This window comes from Flaviflexus sp., assembly GCF_052087705.1.
GTDB lineage: Bacteria > Actinomycetota > Actinomycetes > Actinomycetales > Actinomycetaceae > Flaviflexus > Flaviflexus ciconiae.
This window is the reverse complement of the sequence record NZ_JBQCYC010000001.1, coordinates 29,992-51,215: the sequence shown is the minus strand read 5'-3', so window position 1 is coordinate 51,215 and position 21,224 is coordinate 29,992. Positions and strand designations below refer to the sequence as shown.

Sequence of the window (21,224 nt, the reverse complement as noted above, 5' to 3'; positions counted from 1 at the left end):
ATCAAACTCTACTGCCACCCATCGAAGAAGAACGAAATGGGTGAAAGAAATAAGCAGCACAGATCGTCGAGATAGGTGTGTCGGGGCCAGAGCCCCGACACACCACTCACGTGCTAGGGGCGCAGGATGTACTTCGATCCGTTGCCCTGAGACATGTCCTCAAGAGACTCAACAAGAGCCTCCAAGGGCCTGACCTCGGTGCAGAGGCTCATGCCATCAAACTTGCCGGTTGAGAGCAGTTCGACAGCTACCTTCACGTACCTGGGCTGATGGTGGTACACGCCCTTAAGCGTGTACTCCTTGTAGTGCATGTCGGAGGAATTCACCGAGAACGGGGCGTTCTTCGGGGTTCCACCAAACAGCACCGCAGTTCCGCCGGGGCGGAGGCAGTGAACTGTCTGCTCCCATACCTGGGGCAGTCCCACAGCCTCCACGGCAACATCGGCGCCGCGTCCGCCCGGGGTGAGCTCGTTAATCTGTGCCGCACACTCCTCGGGGCCCTCGAGTCCCGTCAGGTCGACGGTACGTGCACCGGCTTCCGCGGCCTGCGCAAGGCGGGATGCGGAACGGTCGGCGGCGATGACACTGGCCCCGCGCAGTTGCGCAAGCTTGATGAACATCTGGCCAATCGGACCGGCACCGTTCACGGTCACCGTATCGCCAAGCTTGATGCCGGACTCGTAGATTCCGTGGACCACTGTCGACAGGGGCTCGAGCGGGGCTGCCGCTTCGAAGGAGAGCGTGTCTGGAATATGGTACGTATTCCTTTCCACGATTGCCTTCGGGATGACAATCTGCTCCGCGAATGCCCCGTTGAGGTACTCGAGGTTCTCGCACAGCGATTCGCGCCCGATGGTGCAGGCCCAGCAGTGCCCGCATGGTGCAGTGTTGGCAGCGACGACGCGGTCCCCGACCTTGAAGTCAGTTACCCCGTCACCCACCTCCGTAACAATGCCAGCGAACTCGTGACCAAACCTTGCTGGGAGGGTCGGAAACAGCGTGGGATGCCCGCGCCGATACGACTTGAGGTCGGTTCCGCAGGTTGCTGCGGCCTTGACCTCAACGGCTATCTCTCCGGGGCCGGGGACACCCGGCTCGACGTCTTCCAGGCGAAGATCGCCCGGACCATAGAACATATACGCGCGCATATGCGTCGCACCTACTTTCTGTTAGGGACGGGGCGGCAGAACCGCCTGCGCCAAAACATCTGCGTAGTTGGGATCGTCTTCGTGGACGATCTGCTGAGCCGCGAACAGCAGCGGCATGCGCTCCTTAAGGGAAGCGTCGGTCTGCTCAACGAGGTTGACGGCGAGCGGGATAGCCGGAACGCCCTCAACGGTCTGCTCAAGCTCCTTCATCGTTTCGAGAGCAGTCTTGGCTCCCTCACCGCGTCCGATCCTCGAGCCGTAGACCTTGTTGCGGCCGGACAGGCCGGTGACTTCGAGGTCACCAACGCCGGGCAGGCCGTAGGCCGTGGCTTCCTTGGCGCCGAGGGCAACCGAAAGGATCGACATCTCCCGCACAGCCTGGGCGAACGTGGCTGCCTTGAGGTTGTGGTGGGGATGTCCGGTCTTGTCCTGGAGGCCGTCGGCGATGCCGAGCATGATGGCGTAGACGTTCTTCATCGGGGCGCAGACTTCCACGCCTACCTCGTCATCCGAGGGTTCGATGGCGTAGTTATCGGAGCGTGCCTCGCGGGCGTACTTCACCGCTACGTCCTTGTCCTTGCATCCGAAGATCGTTGCGGTCGGCTCGTCGGCAGCGCACTCGTTCGCCTTGACCGGGCCCGCGATTGCGACGATCGGGGGAAGTTCGACGCCGGCCTCTTCTGCGATGGCGCGAACACCGGCGGGCAGGAGCTGAATGGTGCCGTCTTCCGCAGGAAGGAAGCCCTTCGTGGTCATCCACAGGGCCTGGGCCTTGGAGATACCGGGGAGTGCAAGTTCAACAACCTTTGGGACACCGGCGGAGGCAACCGAGAGTGCTACAACATCGACGCCGTCCATGGCCTTCGCCAGGTCATCGGAACGGAAGGTCGTGACCTTGCCGGAGATGACAACGTCGATGCGAGGGTGCGGTGAGCCTGCCTCGATGGCATCGATCAGGTGATCGTCCAGCCAGGTACCCCAAAGGTTCACCTCCCAGCCTGCGCGGACGAGAGCATTTGCGAGGCCAGAGCCCATGGCTCCGGCACCAAGAATGGCAATTGATGGCATTGTTCGGCCCTTTCGACCTAGTCGTCTTCGTTTGATACTTCGGCGTCCGGGTAGCGGCGCGCGAACTCGTGAAGCTGATCGTTGGTTTCCTTGAGATCAGAGTAGAGACGGCCCTGGATAGCACCGAGCTCCTGGTAGATCTTGTGGTTTTCCTCGTTGGGTTCGGTCGAGTCGGTGAACTGAGCCATGTTCTTGGCTGCGGTTGCGATCTCGGTGTCACCAAAGACGCCGGTCGAGGCCATGGCGACAACACCTGCACCCAGTGCGGAAATCTCGTCTTCCTTGCAGGCGGCGATCGGCAAGCCGATCGCATCGGTCATGATCTGACGCCAGAGCTTCGAGCGGACACCGCCACCCATGGCACGAACCGTCTGAAGCTTCACTCCCGTTGCTTCTTCCATGCCGCGTAGCGAACGAGCCATCTCCATCGAGATCGCTTCAAGAAGCGAGCGGTACATGGAGCCGGGTCCGTGCGTTCCGCGCCAGCCGACAATTCCGCCGCGGGCAATCGGCTCCCAGTAGGGGCTCTGTACGGCGTTCCAGTAGGGCAGGGTGACAAGGCCACCCGAGCCGGGGGTACGTGCTGCCGCGAGCGCCTCAAGCTCCGGATCCGGGCCACCCTGCAGTGCCGGGTTGCCGAAGACACGACGGAACCACGTGGTAAGGAATGCTCCCGAGGACTGAAGGATCTCGAGAACGTAGGTGTTGGGGACACCACCGGCGAGGGTGCGGAACACCTGGCCGTACTGGTAGTCGAGGGAGGTCACGCCCGCGTTAACGGCGGTTCCCATGTTGAGGTAGGCAACCTCGGGGTCAACGGCAGCGGCACCAATGCCGGCAGCCTGACCGTCGCCGAGGCCTGCGATAACCGGGATCTCCTTCGAGATGTTCCAGGCTTCGCGAACTTCCTTCTTGACGTAGCCAAGGACCTCACCGGGCTGGTACAGGTCAGCCATCTGACCGCGGTCAACACCCGCAATCTCCATGAGTGACTCGTCATAGTCGAGCTTCTCGATATCGAACAGTCCGAGCGAGTCAGCGGCTGCAACAGAGTCGCTCCACTTACCGGTCAGGCAGTAAACGAGATAGGCGTGGACATCGACGATCTTGTCGGCCTTGGACCAGATCTCCGGCTCGTGTTCCTTCACCCATGCCATCTTGTAAATGGCCGGGGTCACGTCAGCGGGCTTGCCCGACAGCTTGTGAATCTCGGGGGTGCCGTACTTCTTGATCTGATCCGCGGCGCGAATGTCGAGCCAGAGAATACCGTTGCGCAGCGGGGTGCCATCCTCCGTGAACGGAGCGAAGGTCTCGCGCTGGTGCGTCATACCGATAGCTTCGATGCGACCCCGGTCCTCCATCTTCAGCCGCGAGATTGCCTCAGCAATTGCGGCGTTCGTCGAGGTCCACCAGTGTGCGGGGTTGTGTTCGCCAAAGCCCTGCTGCGGGGTGCGGAGCGGGATCTCCCGCTTGCCGAGCGCAAGCACATTGCCCAGAGCATCGACAATGATCGCCTTCGACGAGGTCGTCGACGAGTCAACCGCAATAACGAGCGGACCATCAGCCGCATTGATCTTGTTCATTTGTGTCTCCTGAATTCTTCTTTGAATCAGACTGGCCGAGTGAGAGCCAGCGTTATTAACAGTATTAACAGTTAGAACTGATAAATCCACCAGAATTTCATGATGGGAATACGTTCAACTACATTGAGTCATTCTCTCAGTGTTGAGGTGGGTGACTTTCGACCGATACGAGAAAGCGTCGGGCGTGGAATGCGAATGTCGGTGACCCGGCTTCTCTCCCCCAACCCGGCGTTCCTGCTCGGGCGGGAAGCGCGGGACGGTATGGAAAAGCTCGGGCGCCGGACACGTGACCGGCCCATTGGAGGAGCCCGCGACGGGTGATGACGATTAGCCCAGTTTCAAACCGGACCAGACCAGTAAGTGCCGCGCGGGGCAGAGAAGCTTTCAACTCCCCCACCCCGCGCTCGTTGGACTCTTGCCGAAAGGCTTAGTCCTCGTCCCTTCCCGGCTGCTTGCCGTAAGTCGACATACCAACGACGGCACTGTCGATCTGTTCCTGACTGAGGAGGGAAATCGGGGCTCCGGTTGCCATGGCCCTGAGCTGGATCTCGCAAATGTATTCGAGGATGGGCAGGAGGTTCACGGCCTTCTTGAGGTTCGGGCCCAGGGTGATCGCGCCATGGTTCTTCATGAGTGCACCGCTACGACTTTCGAGTGCCTTGGCGACATTGATGGCGAGCTGATCCGTGCCGAACTCGGCATAGGGGGCCACGCGGATAATGCCACCAAGCATGCCCGAGTAGTAGTGCGAGGGCGGGATCTCATCAACAACGAGGCCAAGGGCCGTCGAAGCGTACGCGTGGTTGTGGGTCACTGCCTGGGCATCCGTCGATTTGTAGACGGCAATGTGGAGGGGCAGTTCGGAGGACGGCTTCAGCTTGCCCTCCACATGGTTCCCATCCATGTCGTATACGACAACGTCCTCGGCGACCATCGTGTCGTAGTCGACCCCCGACGGGGAGATAACAACGTGGTCGCCAATTCGGACGGATACGTTACCCGCAGTTCCGACAACGAGGTTTTCCTTCACCATGAACTGGCAGGTTTCAACAACCTCTTGGCGTTCCTTCTCGTACAGCATTGATATTCACTTTCTCTTGACATCGGGATTGGCGAGATGGGTGGGTAGTTCCCCTCGCGCATACGCAGCAATATCGGCGGAGCCGATACGAGCAGCCACGCGCGAGGCTTCCTGGGAGGCTCCCGCAAGGTGAGGGGTGAAGGTAATGCGCGGGGTGCGTAGCAGGCGGTGGTCCGCCGGTAGCGGCTCCTCGGGCAGGCAGTCGAACGCAGCGGCGTGGAGATGACCGGAGTCAATGGAATCACAAACAGCGTCGTAGTCGACAAGTGGGCCGCGAGCGCAGTTGACGAGGATCGAACCCTTCTTCATCTTCGCGAGGCTATCGGCGTTAATCATGTGCCGATTCTCGTCGGTGACGCGTGCGTGGAGCGTCACGAAGTCGGACTCTGCGAGCAGCTGGTCGAGTCCAACGAACTCGATACTGCCGTCGCTACCGGGCTCCTTGAACGGATCAAAGACGAGGACGCGTGCGCCGAATGCGGACATGATTGCCGCAACGCGGGCTCCGATAGCTCCGTAGCCGATGACGCCGACGGTGGAGGCTCCGACTTCCTGGCCGGTTTTCTCGAACAGGTAGTAATCGGTTGCCCACTCCCCGTTCACCACTTCCATGTGCCGCTGGGCGATCTGCCTGGCTGCGGCGAGCAGCATGGCGACGGAGTGTTCAGCCGTGGCCCGAGCATTGCGTCCGGGCGCATAGGAGACCATGACGCCGTGCTTGGTGGCAGCGTCGATATTGACGTTGACGGGTCCGCCGCGACAGATCGTGATGAGCTTCAGGTCGGGACTTGCCGCAATAACCTTCTCGGTGAACGGGAAGGTGTGGGAGATGACAACCTCGTTGCCCTGGAGGGCTTCGATCAGGGCGTCCTCGTCACCGAGTGCCTCCTGCACATCCCCAACATCACCAAATGCTGGTGTGGGCCACGTCGAGGCAATGCGGGAGAGCTCAGCATCCGGGAGCTCGTTTTGGATAGCGGTGGTGAGGACATCATCGGTGAGGAATCCGTCCGATGCGATGAGTATTTTCATTTCTCTTCCTAGTTCGTCCTAGTTCGTCTGCTTCTTCGTCCTAGTTCGTTTGCTTGCGGAGGTTCCTCATATCCGGCCACACCGGGCGCAGGGCCGCCCTGGTCTCCAGGAACAGGTCGTAGGCGGCGCGGTAGATGTCCCGGTTCTCGGCGTTCGGTTCAAACGTCTCGGTGGTGGCTCCGAGTGCCCTCGCTGCTTCTTCCACCGTGTCGTAGCGGCCCGCGGATACAAGGCCGAGCACGGCAGCACCGCGTGCGCCTGCCTCGGGAGCATCCTGACGCACAACGGTCAGGCCCGTCGCATCGGCAAGTATTTCGCAAAGCAGGTCGGAGCGGAAGCCGCCGCCGGATACCAGCAGGTCGTCCTGAACTTCCAGGGTTTCGATGCATTCGACCAGGGAGAAGGCCACACCTTCGTACACCGACCGGAGGATGTCTTCCCGCTCCGTCGTGAGCGACATGCCCTGCCAGGAAGCGGAGGCGTGCGGGTCGAGGAACGGTGCCCGTTCGCCGCCCGGGGACGCGTACGGCAGGTAGACAACGCCGTGGGATCCGGGGCCGGCCTTGCGGGCAACAGTTTCGATGTCACCCCAGTTGGCTACTTCAAGCCCGAGCATCTTCTTGATCCAGTCAAGGTTCGGGGTTCCCGTCATGGGAGCCATGAACTCAAGCACCTGCGCGTCGTTGCCGGTTGCAAGAACCATCGACAGGTCGGACTTGCGTTCGGACACGGACGGGAGAAGCGTTCCCACAAAACCGGTAGTGCCGAGGATGAGCCAGGTGTTGCCGTTCTCAACCATGCCCAGGCCCGCACCGGTGACGGCGACGTCGATCTGGCCCACACCAACGGGGGTACCTTCGGGGATACCGGTGATTTCGGAAGCCTCGGCGGACAACGGGCTGGCCTTACCGGCGGGGTGGCGCACCTCGGGAAGAAGTGCCAGCGCATCGGTCATATTAAGCGAAGCTGCGAGTTGCTCGGAGTATCCCGAAGCATCGCGAACATCAAGGAAGGTACGGGAGGCTTCCGAATAGTCGGTGGCGCGCTCACCGGTGAGCCTAAAGCGGAGCCAGTCCTTGCAGTACAGCTGGGTAGCCGCGCGCGCAATGACGTCAGGTTCGTTCTCCCTGAGCTCCTCAAGGAGGACCGGAAAGAGACCGGAGAACAGGGACGTTCCGGTGACCTCTAGGACCTTCGCGTCCTTACCGTCAGCGGTCCAGGCGGCCACGCGGTCACCCGCACGACCATCCATCCAGTTCGCGGCGGGACGGACCGGCTCACCGACCTCGTCGACGAGCCACACGCCATCACCTTGTCCGGTGAGGCCAATGCCAACAATGTCGTGACCATCGAGCTGCTTCACAACCGAGCTCAGGCAGTCCGCGACTGCCTGCCAGATCAGATTCATGTCCTGCTCGGCCTCCCCACTGGGGCCGTAGTTAACGGGAACAGATTCGTGATGAGTTGCGTAAATCTCCCCGTCGAGCGTGAACGCAACAGCCTTAACCGCGGTGGTGCCGCCGTCAACTCCAATAATGACTTCCATGGTTGCTCCTCCTTGAGCATTCCCCGGGGAAACTAAAGAGTCTAAGAACCGGCGCGAGATCCGGGCACCTCCCGCGCCGACTCAGCTACGTCCTAGTTGGGGACGATCGCAACCTTGATACCTTCGCCCGTTTGGGCAAACTCAATCCCTTCGACAACGTCATCGAGAGGGAACGTGTGGGTGTGGAGCGCCTTCACATCAATGAGTCCTGCACCGATAAGGGCGAGGGCCTTTTCGTGGGAGGCACGACCAGCGTTCGATGCGCCCGTGACAATGAGCTCGCCGTAGTGGATGAGGTTCGGGTCGATCTCCGCGAGCGCTTCCTTCGAGAACCCAGCAAAGGCATTAACCCTGGCGCCCTTGCGTGCGGCCTGGAATGCCTGGTTGATGAGCTCGCCGCGGCCAATGCAGATGACCACGACATCGGCACCGCGCCCATCCGTCAGGTCCTTCACGAACTCTGTGAGATCCTGCTCAAGCGGATTAATCGTGTGGGTGGCTCCCATCGATTCCGCGATCTCCCGACGCGAGTCAGATGGATCGGAAACGATGACCTTCTCAGCGCCGAGCAACCTGTTGAGCTGGGTGTGGAGCAGACCGATCGGGCCAGCGCCCTGGATCAGGACGGTGTCACCGACCTCGGTCTTGTAGTTATCGGCTCCGTTTAGAACGCAGCCGAGGGGTTCCGCGAGAGCAACCTCCGCTGGTGTGAGGTGCGGGGCGGCCTTGAAGACTCCCCCGCGCATCATTGCCGATTCCGGGATCAGCACGTACTCGGCAAGACCGCCATTCACCCGGTACCCGAAGATGTCGGAGTCGATGCACAGGTGCTCGGCACCGCGAGCGCAGTAGTAGCACTCGAGGCACGGGATCGTGGGAAGAATCCCAACGAGGTCGCCGATCTCAACGCCCTCAACGCCCGCACCAATTTCTTCAACGTAGCCGGAGATCTCATGGCCGAGGACAACCCCGACGTCGATTCCAGCGGACTTCTCTCCGCGAAGGATACGACCGTCGGTCCCGCATACGGTGTTGGCACCGACCTTGAGGACAAGCTCTCCCCTGTTCGCCGTCGGCTTCTCAATATCTCGTAGTTCAAGCTTTCCCGGTCCTGCGAAAATTGCCGCTTTCATGCGTTCTCCCTCGTGAACATTCAATAGGCGGAGGAGCATTCGCCCCTCCGTTGGTTTAACGGGCAACGATGTGCGGAAGGCCAGGGTTCCCTGTCCTCCCGCACACAGCTACTTCTAACGTGCCTGGATGTCTGCCAGCCTGTGGCTGACATCAGCCGTGGCCGGATAGAGATCCAGATAGATCTTGTACATCTCGCCGTAGATATCCAGGTTGTCCGGGTTGGGCTCAACCTCGCGCTCTGCAGAGTTCCATGTCGTGTTGACGTCAACAACGCCCGCAGCCATCGACGCTAGGAGAGCGTCGCCGTACGAGGCACCGATCGTAACCTTCGGGATGTACTGCTTAATGCCGATGATGTCGGACATGATCTGGGGCCACAGGCCACCTGTCGTGCCGCCGCCAACAGCCCAGTACTCGGATGCTGCACCACCTGAATCCTTGATCGAATCGAGGAGGTGGCGCGAGCCGTAGCCCGTTGCCTCCAGCGCAGAACGGTAAATATCTCCGTACGAGTGGGTCAGGTTCAGGCCGGCAAGCACGCCGCGAGCATTCGGGTCGGCAATCGGCGAACGCTCACCGGAGAAGTACGGAAGCATAAGCAGGCCGCGTGCGCCCGGCGAGGACTCGCCAGCAAGCTGGGTGAGCTCGTCGTAGTTGCGTCCCGACAGTTCAGCAACCCACGTGGTCAGCGAGCCCGTGGTCGACATACCACCCGAAACATTCGACGTTCCCTCGAAGAGGCCAGCGTTCGACCACAGCGACGGAGCAATAAGTGGCTTGTCGGAGATTTGCACGGCAACCATGGTCGAGCCGTACATGAGCATGACCTGGCCCGGCTGGCTCACGCCCACCGAGAGCGCTTCCGAGAAAGCGTCAATGGTGCCAACAGCAACCGGGGTACCCGGGCGCAGACCGGTTATTCGAGCAGCGTTGTCGGTGATGCGACCGGCAACCTCGTTCGACCACATAAGCCTCGGCATCGGCAGGTCACCACAGATATCTTCAACCCACTCGTCAACCCAGTCGTTCGTGAACGGCGAGTACAGGGGCTCGCACATCGAAGCGGACAGGTGATCGAGCACGTATTCACCGGTCAGGTGGAAAATGCAGTAGGTGTGCGCCATCAAGAAACGCTTCGTACGCGCCCAAACATCGGGCTCGTTGCGGGTCAGCCACTCAATCTTCGGTCCCACCGACTGCGACGTCATGTGGTTACCGCAGACCTCGAGGATCTTATCCGAGCCGTAACGCTCCGTCAGCTCGTCAATTTCTTTAGCCGAACGAGTATCAACGCCATAAAGAATTGCGGGACGCAGGCCCTGCCCGCGTTCATCAGCAGCCAGGAAAACGGGGCCGATACCGGAGATGCAGAGACCTGCAACATCGCCCTTGGCGCGGGCCGTCAGCCTGCGACAGATCTCGACAACATCCTTCCACCACGTGTCGTCCGGATCGTGCTCCGCCCATCCTGGACGGGGGAACGAAGTTTCGTGGCGGACCACCTCACTATGGATTACATTTCCGTCGGTGTCCGACAGAACACCCTTCGTCGAGCCTGTGCCGATATCGATACCGATAACAAGATCTGACATCTCTCAATCTCCTTTGATTTGAGGTTTTGCCGGCCGCACTCACCCCGCGCGCACCAACATTTTCGACGTGACAGCAGTCACGTGCGCCTTTAATCATGCTTGACCCATCCCTCAGTGTCAATGGAGTTTTCACTCTTGAACGTGCACCTTTTCTCAATTGAACACGGTAAATTCATCATGCTTTTATTAACTCGAACGATAAATGAATAACTCATAGAATATGAAAGCACGAGAAAAACGAGCGATGCCTCTGCTCATTCGAGCAGGTTCTTTATGTACCCAGGCTTCCTCTAGCTGGAACACATCATCCAGTTAAAGGAAGAGTGCCGCACAAACGCCACGTCAAGAACATGGAGCACCTCATGCGGTACACGTACCCCAGAGAGAATGTCTTACCTAGCTGGGCAGACACATGGTCTTGAATGCGAGCGCCTACGGACATCCCTTTAACCACTTAAACTAGGACAATAAAGGTTGACCAGTATCCAGGATCAATCGCGCACATACACCGTACAGACAGCAACGGTAGCCGAGGCCGCAACTATGGCATTCTGAACATCTTTTGCGGTTGCCGACTGGCGGTCATCACTAGGTTACTCGGTCGCGTTACGCATTTGCCGCATCCAATCAAACTCCAAGAGTGCGGAACCATCAACAAACTATGCTGCCGCAATTTGCGTATTACGGTGCGCCCCTCCAACAGGACGCGCTCGCAATCCTTCAACTGCTAAGACGGCAGCCAGGGCTTTACGAGCCGCATCGTCAGCCGCGGTGAACGCCATGGTCCGGTCATCCATGCCAGCAAGAACTTGAGCCGTTTGCACATGCTTCTCGGCCATTTCAATAACCGTCAAAGCATGCGCACGATTCACACTTACCCGTGCCAGCCTGCGGTTCAGCAACATCTGCGCGATAACATCAGACATGAATATCCCCGGTCATGACGTTGACTTGTAGGAAGGATCAACAGTCGGCGTGCACTAAGTGGATAAATTGGCTAACAACGTACCTGCCGACTTCGAAGGTCCTTCATTAGTTGCGTCCCAGTCTGAAAAAATGGGGTCGCGCTTACCTCGACCTGAAGATCCACTACGCCAAAGCGTGAATGCGGCTTCGGATTCGAGATACACCAAGGATTATCTTGCCGATTCGCAACTCATCGGGCTCGTTTCTTATTGGGTTAACTTCCGTAGCAACTTATGATTCTGGGGCTCCCCTTTCGGAGAGCCCCAGAGTCGTTAGTCGCGATGTACTAGGTCAGGTCCTGGAAGAACTTGTCCCACGGAATGTCGAGGGGAGCGTCTTCGGCGACAACGGAGTAGAGGAACCGGCACAGCGGGTACTCTTCGGGCTTGATGACGCCGCGTTCGGTGAGCGGGCCAAGTGCCTTACCGACGACCTTGATAGCTGCGACGCCTTCGAGCGTCACGCCCTTCATGTGCTGGTCGCGGACTTCGGAGAAGGGAATGCCCTGTCCGACGAGCGTGCCGGCCTTGACATTGCGTCCACCCATGGAGGTCACGAACATGTCGCCGACGCCGCCCAGACCGTCTGCGGTGTCCGGGTTGCCACCCATGAGCTTGACGAAGGAGCGGAGCTCCCGCTGGCCCTGCGCGAAGATCGCGGCACCGAAGTTGTACATGACGTACTTGTCATTTTCCTTACCCTGCTTGCGAAGAAGGCCCTCGGCAAAGCCGGCTGCGAAGGCGTAGATGTTCTTCGTGGCAGCACCGGTCTCGTGACCAATGAAGTCGGTCGAGGTCCACACATGGTAGTAGTCGGTGCGGAACAGGTCGGCCAGGTACTCGAGGTCGTCCTTGTCGTGACCGCAGAAAACCACGGCGGTGTCGTGGTGGACGGCAAGCTCGCCAGCGATCGACGGGCCGGTAATGGCATTCCAGGAGATCTGTTCAGCCAGCTCGGGATCCAGGTATTCCTTGATCTTGTCCGGGAGGAGCTGCAGGTCGCCAGTCCCCTCATCGGCCCTCATGCCCTTCGTGATGCAGAGGAACTTCTGTCCCGGCTGAAGGAGGTCAGCCAGCTGTTCACCGATCCACTCAACCCCGAAGGAGTTGACGCCCGACATGACGACATCGGCACCCTCGAAGGCTTCCTTCGCCTGCTCGAGCTGGTAGGCGGTCACGCCGTCATTGACCTTGAGGCCAAGGTCGGGGTGAACACCGGTGGTCTGGATCGACTCGACGATCTCCCGGTCAAGGAACGTTCCGACGAGGCGTACCTCGTGGCCGTTTTCCGAGGCCGGGAACGACAGTGCCGTCCCCATGATTCCGGATCCGAGGATAACGATTGTTGCCATTGCTTATTCCTACTTCCGTTTCGTAACAGAGTTGATTCGAGTAAAGATATCGGCGAGTGCCGGGTAAATATCCTGCTGGATTGCGGCCCATTCGCCGTAAATCTCGTGCGCCTCGGGATCCGGGTCGGTGCGGTCAACGAAGCTAGCCATACCCTCGGAGGCCGACTGCACATCGGGGTACGCACCGATCGCTGCCATCGCCATCATTGCCGCGCCCTGGGCGCTGACTTCGTCAACGCCGGAGACAACGAGGGGGAGGCCGGTCGCGTCGGCGAAAATTCTGCGGTAGAGGGGATTGCGGGAACCGCCGCCCGTGCACCGCAGTTCGCGGAGCTTCCTGCCGGTCGATTCCTGGACGCGTTCCAGGTTGCCTCGTAGTTCGATTGCCATGCCCTCGATGATCGAGCGGTACATGTGGGCACGAGTGTGGGCGGACCCGAAGCCGAGCACAATGCCCTTTGCAAACGGATCCCAGTGCGGGGACTGCACGGCATTCCAGTACGGCACGGTCAGCAGGCCGTCGGTACCGGGTTCAAGTGCTTCGGCCGCAGCATCCAGCTCGGGGTCGAGCCCGCCATCGAGCGCGGGGTCGCCAAGTTCCTTGCGGAACCAGTTCGCGAGAACAGAACCTGAGTTCTGGACGATCTCAAGAACGTACGAGTCGGGGATACCACCAAGGAGAGTGCGGTAGGCCGGAGAGTACGCGTACTCGAAGGCGTGCACACCGGCGACCACCGAGGTTCCAATGTTGACGTAGGCGACGTCCTCATCGATAGCGGAGGTGCCAAGGCCGGCGGCCTGACCATCCCCGACGCCAGCAACAAGAACAACGTCACCGGGAATACCCCACGAGTCCGTGAGTTCCTTCTTGATGGTGTCGATGATCGAGGCCGACTGGGCCAGCTCCGCCATCTGCTCCCTCGTGACGCCCGCGATGTCGAGAAGCTCATCCGAGTAGTCGACGTTCGCGATATCAAGAAGGTTGAGGGTATCGGCGGAGCCAACGGCCGAAACCCAGCGGCCCACCAGGTGGTGGGCGAGGTAGGCGTGGACATCAACAAGCTTGTGAGCCGAGGTGAGAACCTCGGGCTCGTGCTTTTTCAGCCACGCAATCTTGTAGAGCGCGGGGGTCGTGTCGGCGGGCTTGCCGGACAGCTCGTGGATGTGGTCGGAGCCGTGTTCCTTGATCTCGTCACCCGCGCGGGAGTCGAGCCAGAGGATAGCGGGGCGAAGCGCCCCACCATCCTCGTCGACGAGCGCGAAAGATTCGCGCTGGTGAGTAATGCAGAGAGCCTTGATCCGCTGCCGATCAGCATCGCTGAGCGCCGCGCACGCCTGCGAGATTGCCGTTTCGGTCGACTCCCACCACTGGACGGGGTCGTGCTCGTACATGTCCATTCCCGGCGTCAGCAGATCAATGTCTGCCTTACCGGTGGAAAGGACCTGGCCTGACTTGTCGACGACAACGGCTTTGGTGGCTGACGTTGACGAGTCAACGGCTATAACTAACGGATCGGACATGGCTACTCCTCTTACTTCTCTACTGCTGCAGACGCTACTGACCTATTTCTGTCCGTAAACGTTCTGGTATCGATCGTAGAGGGAGTCGATATGTTCCTGCGCAACAGGAACCGGTTCGCCGAGGGTCCTAGCGGCCGCGACGGTCCGCGCAACTTCCTCTACCATGACGGCCGCCTTAACGGCCGCGGTTGCATCCGTACCGATCGTGAACGGGCCGTGGTTAGCCATCAGAACGGCGGGGGAACGCGAGTCCTTAAGCGTCTCAACGATTCCCCGCCCAATCGAGTCGTCACCAATGATGGCGAAGGGGCCGACGGGAACTTCCCCGCCGAACTCGTCGCCCATCATGGTCAGGACGCAAGGAATGGGCTGATGAACGGCAGCGAATGCCGTTGCGTAGGTGGAGTGGGTATGAACCACTCCACCAACCTCCGGCATGTGTCGATACACGTAGGCGTGGGCCGCCGTGTCCGAGGAGGGGGAAAGTCGCGCCGGTGTACCGTCCTCGATCTTCTCCCCATCCATCGTGCACACGACCATGACCTCGGCGCTCAGTTCGTCGTACCGGACCCCGGAGGGCTTGATGACGAACAGGTCTGCGCCGGGAACGCGTTCAGACACGTTCCCCGCTGTCCACACGACGAGGTTGTTGGCCTGAAGCTCCGCATGGAGCTTCGCGACCTTCTCCCTCGTTGCAGCTACCGCATCTTGGATATCTTGCGAAAGCTCAGTCAGCTTGATCATTTGCTGCTCTCGTAGGCCTTTGCCTTGATGTCCTTCAGGCGATACATGGGCGAGTTCGGGTTACGGCCGAACTGGTCATGCAGCTCCTTGTAGATCTCAAACAGAGCATCGTACTTGGCTGCGCGATCCTCGTTCGGAAGGTAGGCGTCCTTGCGAACGTTCGCCATGGCCTCTGCGGCCTGGAAGACGTCCTCGTAAACACCGGCGGCGACGGCGGCGAACACGGCGGAGCCGAGTGCACCGGTCTGCTCCGCTTCGGAGACTGCGATCGGGCGACGCGTAATGTCAGCCATGAGCTGCATGTAGAACGAGTTCTTGAGAAGACCTCCGGCTGCGACGATTTCCTCAACCTGGACGCCGTGCTCCTCGAAGTTCTCGATGATGACACGGGTGCCGAACAGCGTGGCCTCGAGCAGTGCCCGGTACGTGTCCTCGGGCGTCGTCGTCAGGGTCTGGCCGATGACCAGGCCGGACAGGCGTGCGTCAGCCAGGATCGAACGGTTGCCGTTGTGCCAGTCGAGCGCGATCAGGCCGTGCTCGCCAACTTCCTGGTCGGCTGCCTTCGCCACGAGGAAGTCGTGGAGCGAAATGCCCTTGCGGGCGGCCTTCTGCGCGTACTCCGCGGGAACGCAGTTGTCCGTGAACCAAGCGAAGATGTCGCCAACAGCGGTCTGTCCGCCCTCGAAGCCCCAGTAGCCGTCAACGGCGCCGCCATCGACGATACCGAAGGTACCGGGAACGTTCTTGTAATCCTCGCCGTTAATGACGTAGCAGGAGGACGTTCCGAGGATTGCGGTGAGCTGACCGGGGCGAACAGCGTTCGCGCCCGCAACGACGACGTGGGCGTCGATGTTGCCTGAGGCAACGGCGGTGCCGGCCTTGAGGCCGGTCAGTTCGGCCATTTCCTGGGTCAGTCCGCCAACCTTGGCGCCGAGCGGGAGGACTTCCTTGTTCATGCGGGTCTCGAAGACATCCTCGAAGCCCGGTGCAACGGACTTCAGGTAGTCCTTCGACGGGTATTCGCCGTCCTGCAGCATGCGCTTGTAGCCGGAGTCGCCTGCGGCGTAGCTGAGCGTGCCGGTTAGCTTCCAGGTCACCCAGTCGAGAAGGTTGACGATTTCGGCCGTCTCTTCGTAGACCTCGGGTGCCTTCTCGAAGACCTCGAGGGCCTTCGGGAGGAGAAGCTCGGAGGAGAGGACTCCGCCGTAGCGCTCGAGCCACTCTTCGCCACGCTCTTCGGCGGCGGCGACAAGACGGTCGGCCTGGTCCTGTGCACCGTGGTGCTTCCACAGCTTGATGTAGGCGTGCGGGTTGTTCTTGAACTTCTCCTGCTCGCAGAGCACGTTGCCCTCGGCGTCGGTGAAGAACACGGTTGCGGATGTGGCATCAATGCCGATGCCGACGATGTCGGCGGGGTCCACACCAGCATCCTTCACCGCGTTAGGAACGGCAGTTCCAAGAACTTCGATGTAGTCGGCGGGAACCTGGAGAGCAAACTCCGGGGGCAGCTTCTGACCGTCACCGGCATCAAGCGTCCGGTCCATGACCGCGTGGCGGTACTCGGTTACGGCAGTTCCGAGCTGCTCGCCATTGGATGCTCGGACTACAACGGCACGGCCCGAAAGCGTTCCGAAGTCAATACCGACGATGTACTTGTCGTTCGACATGTGGTTTTACTCCTTCGTATGGATTCTGTGTGGTTACGCCTCGGGATGCTGGTGCTGGCCCCAGAAACCCTCGGGAGAGAACAGCTTTTCGACAACCTCGTCGAGGATGCCGAGGTCGGTCAGAATATCCAGCACCGTGTAACGGGGGCGGATCATCTGAGCCTTGAAGTGGGTCTCGCGGAAACGATCCCAATCAACCTTGATGAGCTCAGGGTGGTGGGGGGCGCCCGCCGCCTTGAGCATGTCCATGGCCTCCTGCGCGGAGATCAGCTGCTCGGTGCAACGCTCCTTGATGGTCGGCCACTTTTCCTTGAGAAGCTCAATGCGCTCCACGAGGGCATCGCCTTCCATGCGCTTACCGAGCGAATGCTTGACTGCTTCGTCCTGGATACGGGGGTCGAGGATCGCGCGAACGTCGGCCTCAACCTGCTCGGCGGACTTCACCTTCGACAGCGCCTTCTCAACATCGAAATCCTCGACATCCATGGAGAGGAAAACTTCCCACATGGCGCACGATGCGACGGTTCCAACGCCAACCTTGAATCCGTGGCTGAGCGGCGGCTCCCAGTCGAGGCCGTGCCCCTCCATCTCCCACGTGTGGGAGAACTGGTGGCCGGCACCCGAAGCAGGACGGGACGAAGAGTATGCCTGCATGGCAAGACCCGACATGATCTGGCCTTCGCCGAGCTTAGCGATCGCGTCCTCGTCGCCGTTTGCGGTACCTTCCGGGTTGGCAAGGGATTCGCGCAGCGGGCCCTGGACGAGGCTCCACGTGTAGGGGTCAATGGATTCGATGCCGAGCTCGTCGGAGAGAATCCAGTCCGCGCCGGCGGGGATCTTCTCGATGAGGTCGCCGTAGCCGGTGGCGGTCAGGCGTGCCGGTGCGTTCACCATCGTGTCAACGTCGGCGACAAGGCCGACTGGGGCCGGGCAGGAACGAGTGATCTTAAAACCGTCCTTGGCGATCGAAGCACCGAACGCCGCAAAGCCATCTACCGAGGCTGCGGTGCAGACGTTGATATAGGGACGTTCCAGTTCGCCGGAGGCGAGCTTAGCAATGTCGTTAAGCGTGCCCGCACCAAGGGAAACAACAACGGTGTTTTCGTAGGGACGGATGGCCTCGCGGAGAATTTCAACGTTCTCATATCCGCCGTACAGGGTGGGGGTGCCCGGGAAGATGTACGGTTCGTCAGCAAACTCAACGTTCGCGGCTTTCAGCGATGCAACAACATCGTCGCCGACGGCAGCGTACGTGTTTTCGTCGGCGACAACGAGGACCTTCGAACCCGGGAACTGCTCGGCAAACATCGGTCCGGTGTCTTTGTTAACGTCCTTGCCAAACGAGATAGCCTTCGTCTCCTCGGCAGTTTCAAGTGCCTTATTGATAAGTTCGGTCGACATTATCTATTCCTCTCTAGACCTAACGATCATGAAGGACGATTCGATAGCCTCGATGATCGTCCGGTTTCTAAACGACAAGTGGTCACCCAGTTTAGCGGGCAACTATGACGTGTGTCTCCCCTCTCAGTTCGGCCAGAGTTTCCTCATCGATACCATCATCAGTGATGACGCAGTCAAAATCAGAGATTTCGGCCATTTTGTGGAGAGACGTGCGTTTAAACTTCGGTGCCGCAACAACGAGGACCGAGAATTCTGCCTGTGACATGGCAAGAGACTTGAACGACCCCACCTCCGCGTACGGGTGGTAGACAGCGAAATTCTGAACCGAAGCGGCTCCGACGACAACGGCGGACGGGTTAAGGTTCGTTATCTCTTTGGTAGCTGTCGGGCCGAAAAAGGCGTCAAGCTGAGGATTATAGGTGCCGCCGAGCGAAATGAGTTTGCCCTGAACGGATTGCGAGAGGGCCCGCGACACTGCGAGCGAATTCGTGATGTACGTCTTTTGCTGCACATCGGGCAACAGGTCGACTATCGCTAGTGCGGTCGTCGAATCATCAAGGAAGATTGTGGAATAATCGGCCAGGATCTCGGCCGCAGCCTTAGCAATTTTGGCCTTGGCCGAGACATCCTGCACGAGACGGAAAGAGATAGGTGTTTCCGAGGTGGAGTTGGTGACCGCCGCAACCTCGCCACGGGAGCGGCGCACAAGGCGCTTCGACTCCAGCGTGGCGAGATCGCGGTAAAGGGTCATGGGAGACACGTCGAAGAGCTCGATGAGTTCATCAGTTCTGATGGAACCGCGCTCGTAGATCAGCCGAGCCAGTTCATCCTGGCGCTGCTGCTTCGAGACGCTTACCGTCGCCCCCCGACTGGCCTCCGACACGTCTGCTCCGTTACGCGTTCTTGCGGAGGTTATCGACGTAGTCGACGGTCGTGTGGACGTGCTCCTGGACAAGCGGGTACTGAGCAACGTACTGGTCCGCGAAGAACTTGTACTGCTCGTGCTTGGCCATGTCGGGCTCGATGTGCTCGCGCTCGTGCACCATGTTGTCGGCAGCGTCCTGCACCGAGTCGTACAGGCCGGCACCGGCGGCTGCGAGAATGCAGGAGCCGAGGGTCACAGCATCGCCGACCTCCGTGAGTGTGATCGGAATACCGGTAACGTCGGAGTGCATCTGCATCCAGCTGCGCGACTTCGTGGAGCCACCGCAGGCAACGAACTGCTTGACCTCGAAGCCAGCGTCAGCAAGCTTGCGCATGTTGGCTTCGACGCCGTAGCAGACGGCTTCCTGGATGGCCTTGTACATGTGCTCACGGCTGTGCGAAAGCGACAGGCCGGTGATGACACCGCGGGCCTTCGAGTCGGAGTACGGGGTGCGGTTGCCCTGGAAGTACTCGTTGATGAGCAGACCGTCGCAACCGATCGGGATATCGGCGGAACGCTGGTTCATGATGTCGTAGGTGTTGAGACCCGTCGACTGCGCGGCCGCCTCGATATCGGGGCAGAAGTTGTCCTTGAACCACTTGAGGACCGAACCGGAGGACACGAGCGAGGTCTCGACCGTGTACTGACCGGGAACAACACCGTCCGTGTAGCCGCCGAAGAAACCGGGGCCAGAAACGGGTTCCGGAGACTGGCCGGACATGACGTGCGAGGAGCCCGTCACGAGGGTCATCTTGCCCGGGCGCAGTACATTGAGGCCGATCTGACCGTGCCAGGCGTCGCCGCCACCCTGCGCAACGGGGGTGCCGGGGATCAGGCCGAGCTGCTCGGCGGCGCGGTTAGCGAGGCCACCGACGGGAACACCGAGGTCGTTCACGGTCTCTGGAAGCTTCTCGAAAACGTCGCCCGCGCCGGCCTCCTCGTAGAGGTCGGTCGGCCAGCCACCGTTGTCACGGTCGTAGTACATGCGGTGAGCGGCGGTGTTGATGTTGAGTGTCCACTCGCCGGTCAGCTGGTAGGTGAGCCAGTCCGGAGCATCAACAATGCGGTAGGCGTTCCTGTAGGTGTCCGGCTCATTCTCGCGCAGCCAGGCAGCCTTGAAGGGGAACCATTCGGCGGTGGGAGGAAGGGTGCCGTTGCCGGTGTAGCGACGGGCCGTCGACTTCGTCTCGGCAACGCGTGCGGCCTGCTCGGTTGCACGGACGTCCATCCACATGATTGCTGGGCGCAGAGCCTCACCGGTCTTGTCGAGCGCCACGACGGTCATCGTCGTCGCATCGTAGGAAATGCCGGCAATCTGGTGCGGCTGGAGGCCAGCGCGCTCCATGACGCGGTGCGTCGAGGCGACGAGAGCGCCCCACCAGTCGATCGGGGACTGCTCGGCCCAGCCCGGCGCCGGGTGGTTCGTCTTGTAGGTCGTCGCAGCAAACGCAACGGGCGACCCGACAAGGTCGAAAATGCCGACACGGCACGACTCGGTGCCGAAGTCGATGCCCATGACGAAGGGTCCGTCAGGACGAGTATTCGTGTTGTGAGTTGTCACAGTTATCTCCACCTAGATTCGTTCGTTAATCTCGTTTAGTCTTCGTCGATCCAGCCCCAGTCGGAGCGAATGGACTCCGGAATGAGGTGGTCAACGCGTTCCAGGACATACGTCGGCTGGTGCTCTTCATCGAGCCCCTGCGCTTCGGCGTAGGTCGAGTCGCCGGTGAGGACCAGCGTTGACGCCATGCCCGTGTTCACTGCCATGCCGATGTCGGTTCCGAGGCGGTCGCCCACCATCATGCAGTTCTTCGGGTCAACATCGAGGTCGCCCAGTGCCGCCTCGAGCATGGCAGCCTCGGGCTTGCCCATGTTGGCCTTCAGTTTCGTTCCGGTTGTCGCCTCGATCGCGGCAACAATGCCTGCGGCGTCCGGTTCCCCTCTTCCCCCGGGGAACGGGCAGTACTTGTCCGGATTCGTCGTAATAAGGAATGCCCGCTTGTGGAACCAGATGGCGTCAAAAGCGATCTGGAGCTTGCGGTATTCAAAAGTTCTGTCGTAGGAGGCGATGACAATGTCGATCTCCTCCGGGTTTTCGCTCATCTTGATCCCGGCTTCAGCCAGTGCCTTCTTGAGCGGTTCTTCCGAGATGGGGAACACGGTCGCGTCCGGGTGGTGCATCTTTAGCCAGCGCGTGGTGGTGACCACCGTGTTGGCGATCTCGGAGACGGGGGTCGGGATCCCGAGCCGTTCGAGCTTTTCTACGTACAGCTCGGGGTCCTTCGTTGGGTTGTTCGAAAGGAAACGAACAGGTTTACCCAAGGAGCGCAGTCCCTCGATGAGACGCTTAGCTCCGGGGAGCAGATCCTCACCGAGATAAATGGTTCCGTCCATGTCGAATACATATGCATCAAATAGCTTGTCCGGCGAAGAGAGAATCAAGACTGCGCTCCTTGGGTGTTTTG

Annotated in this window: 17 protein-coding genes; all 17 read right to left on the bottom strand. The window is 60.2% G+C overall.

Going from position 1 to position 21,224, the window contains the following annotated elements:
• Positions 1-113: 113 nt before the first annotated feature.
• Positions 114-1,148, bottom strand: coding sequence for a zinc-dependent alcohol dehydrogenase (locus tag ACTHUY_RS00225; RefSeq protein WP_441677181.1), 1,035 nt, complete (start codon positions 1,146-1,148; stop codon positions 114-116).
• Positions 1,149-1,169: 21 nt separating this feature from the next.
• Positions 1,170-2,216 (bottom strand): NAD(P)H-dependent glycerol-3-phosphate dehydrogenase, encoded by a 1,047-nt coding sequence (locus tag ACTHUY_RS00220; RefSeq protein WP_441677179.1) that lies wholly within the window; start codon positions 2,214-2,216, stop codon positions 1,170-1,172.
• A 17-nt stretch (positions 2,217-2,233) separates the two neighbouring features.
• Positions 2,234-3,799: a xylulokinase gene (locus ACTHUY_RS00215; RefSeq protein ID WP_441677177.1), complete on the bottom strand. Its 1,566-nt coding sequence runs from the start codon at positions 3,797-3,799 to the stop codon at positions 2,234-2,236.
• Between the two features lie 427 nt (positions 3,800-4,226).
• Positions 4,227-4,880, bottom strand: a complete 654-nt coding sequence (locus tag ACTHUY_RS00210; protein ID WP_441677175.1) for a class II aldolase/adducin family protein — start codon at positions 4,878-4,880, stop codon at positions 4,227-4,229.
• Positions 4,881-4,886: 6 nt separating this feature from the next.
• Complete coding sequence (locus ACTHUY_RS00205; protein ID WP_441677173.1) at positions 4,887-5,912, bottom strand: 2-hydroxyacid dehydrogenase; 1,026 nt, start codon at positions 5,910-5,912, stop codon at positions 4,887-4,889.
• A gap of 40 nt (positions 5,913-5,952) precedes the next feature.
• Positions 5,953-7,458: an FGGY family carbohydrate kinase gene (locus tag ACTHUY_RS00200; protein ID WP_441677171.1), complete on the bottom strand. Its 1,506-nt coding sequence runs from the start codon at positions 7,456-7,458 to the stop codon at positions 5,953-5,955.
• A 92-nt stretch (positions 7,459-7,550) separates the two neighbouring features.
• Positions 7,551-8,591: a zinc-binding dehydrogenase gene (locus tag ACTHUY_RS00195; protein ID WP_441677169.1), complete on the bottom strand. Its 1,041-nt coding sequence runs from the start codon at positions 8,589-8,591 to the stop codon at positions 7,551-7,553.
• Between the two features lie 114 nt (positions 8,592-8,705).
• Positions 8,706-10,184 (bottom strand): FGGY-family carbohydrate kinase, encoded by a 1,479-nt coding sequence (locus tag ACTHUY_RS00190; RefSeq protein WP_441655462.1) that lies wholly within the window; start codon positions 10,182-10,184, stop codon positions 8,706-8,708.
• Positions 10,185-10,843: 659 nt separating this feature from the next.
• On the bottom strand, positions 10,844-11,110 hold the full coding sequence (locus ACTHUY_RS00185) for a hypothetical protein (protein ID WP_441655463.1): 267 nt from the start codon (positions 11,108-11,110) through the stop codon (positions 10,844-10,846).
• A 326-nt stretch (positions 11,111-11,436) separates the two neighbouring features.
• Positions 11,437-12,501 (bottom strand): NAD(P)H-dependent glycerol-3-phosphate dehydrogenase, encoded by a 1,065-nt coding sequence (locus tag ACTHUY_RS00180; protein ID WP_126704008.1) that lies wholly within the window; start codon positions 12,499-12,501, stop codon positions 11,437-11,439.
• Between the two features lie 9 nt (positions 12,502-12,510).
• Complete coding sequence (locus ACTHUY_RS00175; RefSeq protein ID WP_441677167.1) at positions 12,511-14,022, bottom strand: xylulokinase; 1,512 nt, start codon at positions 14,020-14,022, stop codon at positions 12,511-12,513.
• Between the two features lie 42 nt (positions 14,023-14,064).
• Entirely contained in the window at positions 14,065-14,766 is a 702-nt protein-coding gene (locus ACTHUY_RS00170; protein WP_441655466.1) for an L-ribulose-5-phosphate 4-epimerase, read from the bottom strand.
• On the bottom strand, positions 14,763-16,433 hold the full coding sequence (locus tag ACTHUY_RS00165) for a ribulokinase (RefSeq protein ID WP_441655467.1): 1,671 nt from the start codon (positions 16,431-16,433) through the stop codon (positions 14,763-14,765). The genes ACTHUY_RS00170 and ACTHUY_RS00165 overlap by 4 nt, the downstream gene beginning before the upstream one ends.
• Positions 16,434-16,466: 33 nt before the next feature.
• Positions 16,467-17,834 carry an iron-containing alcohol dehydrogenase gene (locus ACTHUY_RS00160; RefSeq protein ID WP_441655468.1) on the bottom strand — a complete coding sequence of 456 codons (1,368 nt, stop codon included), beginning with the start codon at positions 17,832-17,834 and terminating at the stop codon, positions 16,467-16,469.
• 91 nt (positions 17,835-17,925) lie between these two features.
• Positions 17,926-18,717: a DeoR/GlpR family DNA-binding transcription regulator gene (locus ACTHUY_RS00155; protein ID WP_441655469.1), complete on the bottom strand. Its 792-nt coding sequence runs from the start codon at positions 18,715-18,717 to the stop codon at positions 17,926-17,928.
• Between the two features lie 10 nt (positions 18,718-18,727).
• On the bottom strand, positions 18,728-20,275 hold the full coding sequence (locus ACTHUY_RS00150) for an FGGY-family carbohydrate kinase (RefSeq protein ID WP_441655477.1): 1,548 nt from the start codon (positions 20,273-20,275) through the stop codon (positions 18,728-18,730).
• Positions 20,276-20,355: 80 nt separating this feature from the next.
• Positions 20,356-21,201: an HAD-IIA family hydrolase gene (locus tag ACTHUY_RS00145; RefSeq protein ID WP_441655470.1), complete on the bottom strand. Its 846-nt coding sequence runs from the start codon at positions 21,199-21,201 to the stop codon at positions 20,356-20,358.
• Positions 21,202-21,224: the final 23 nt, after the last annotated feature.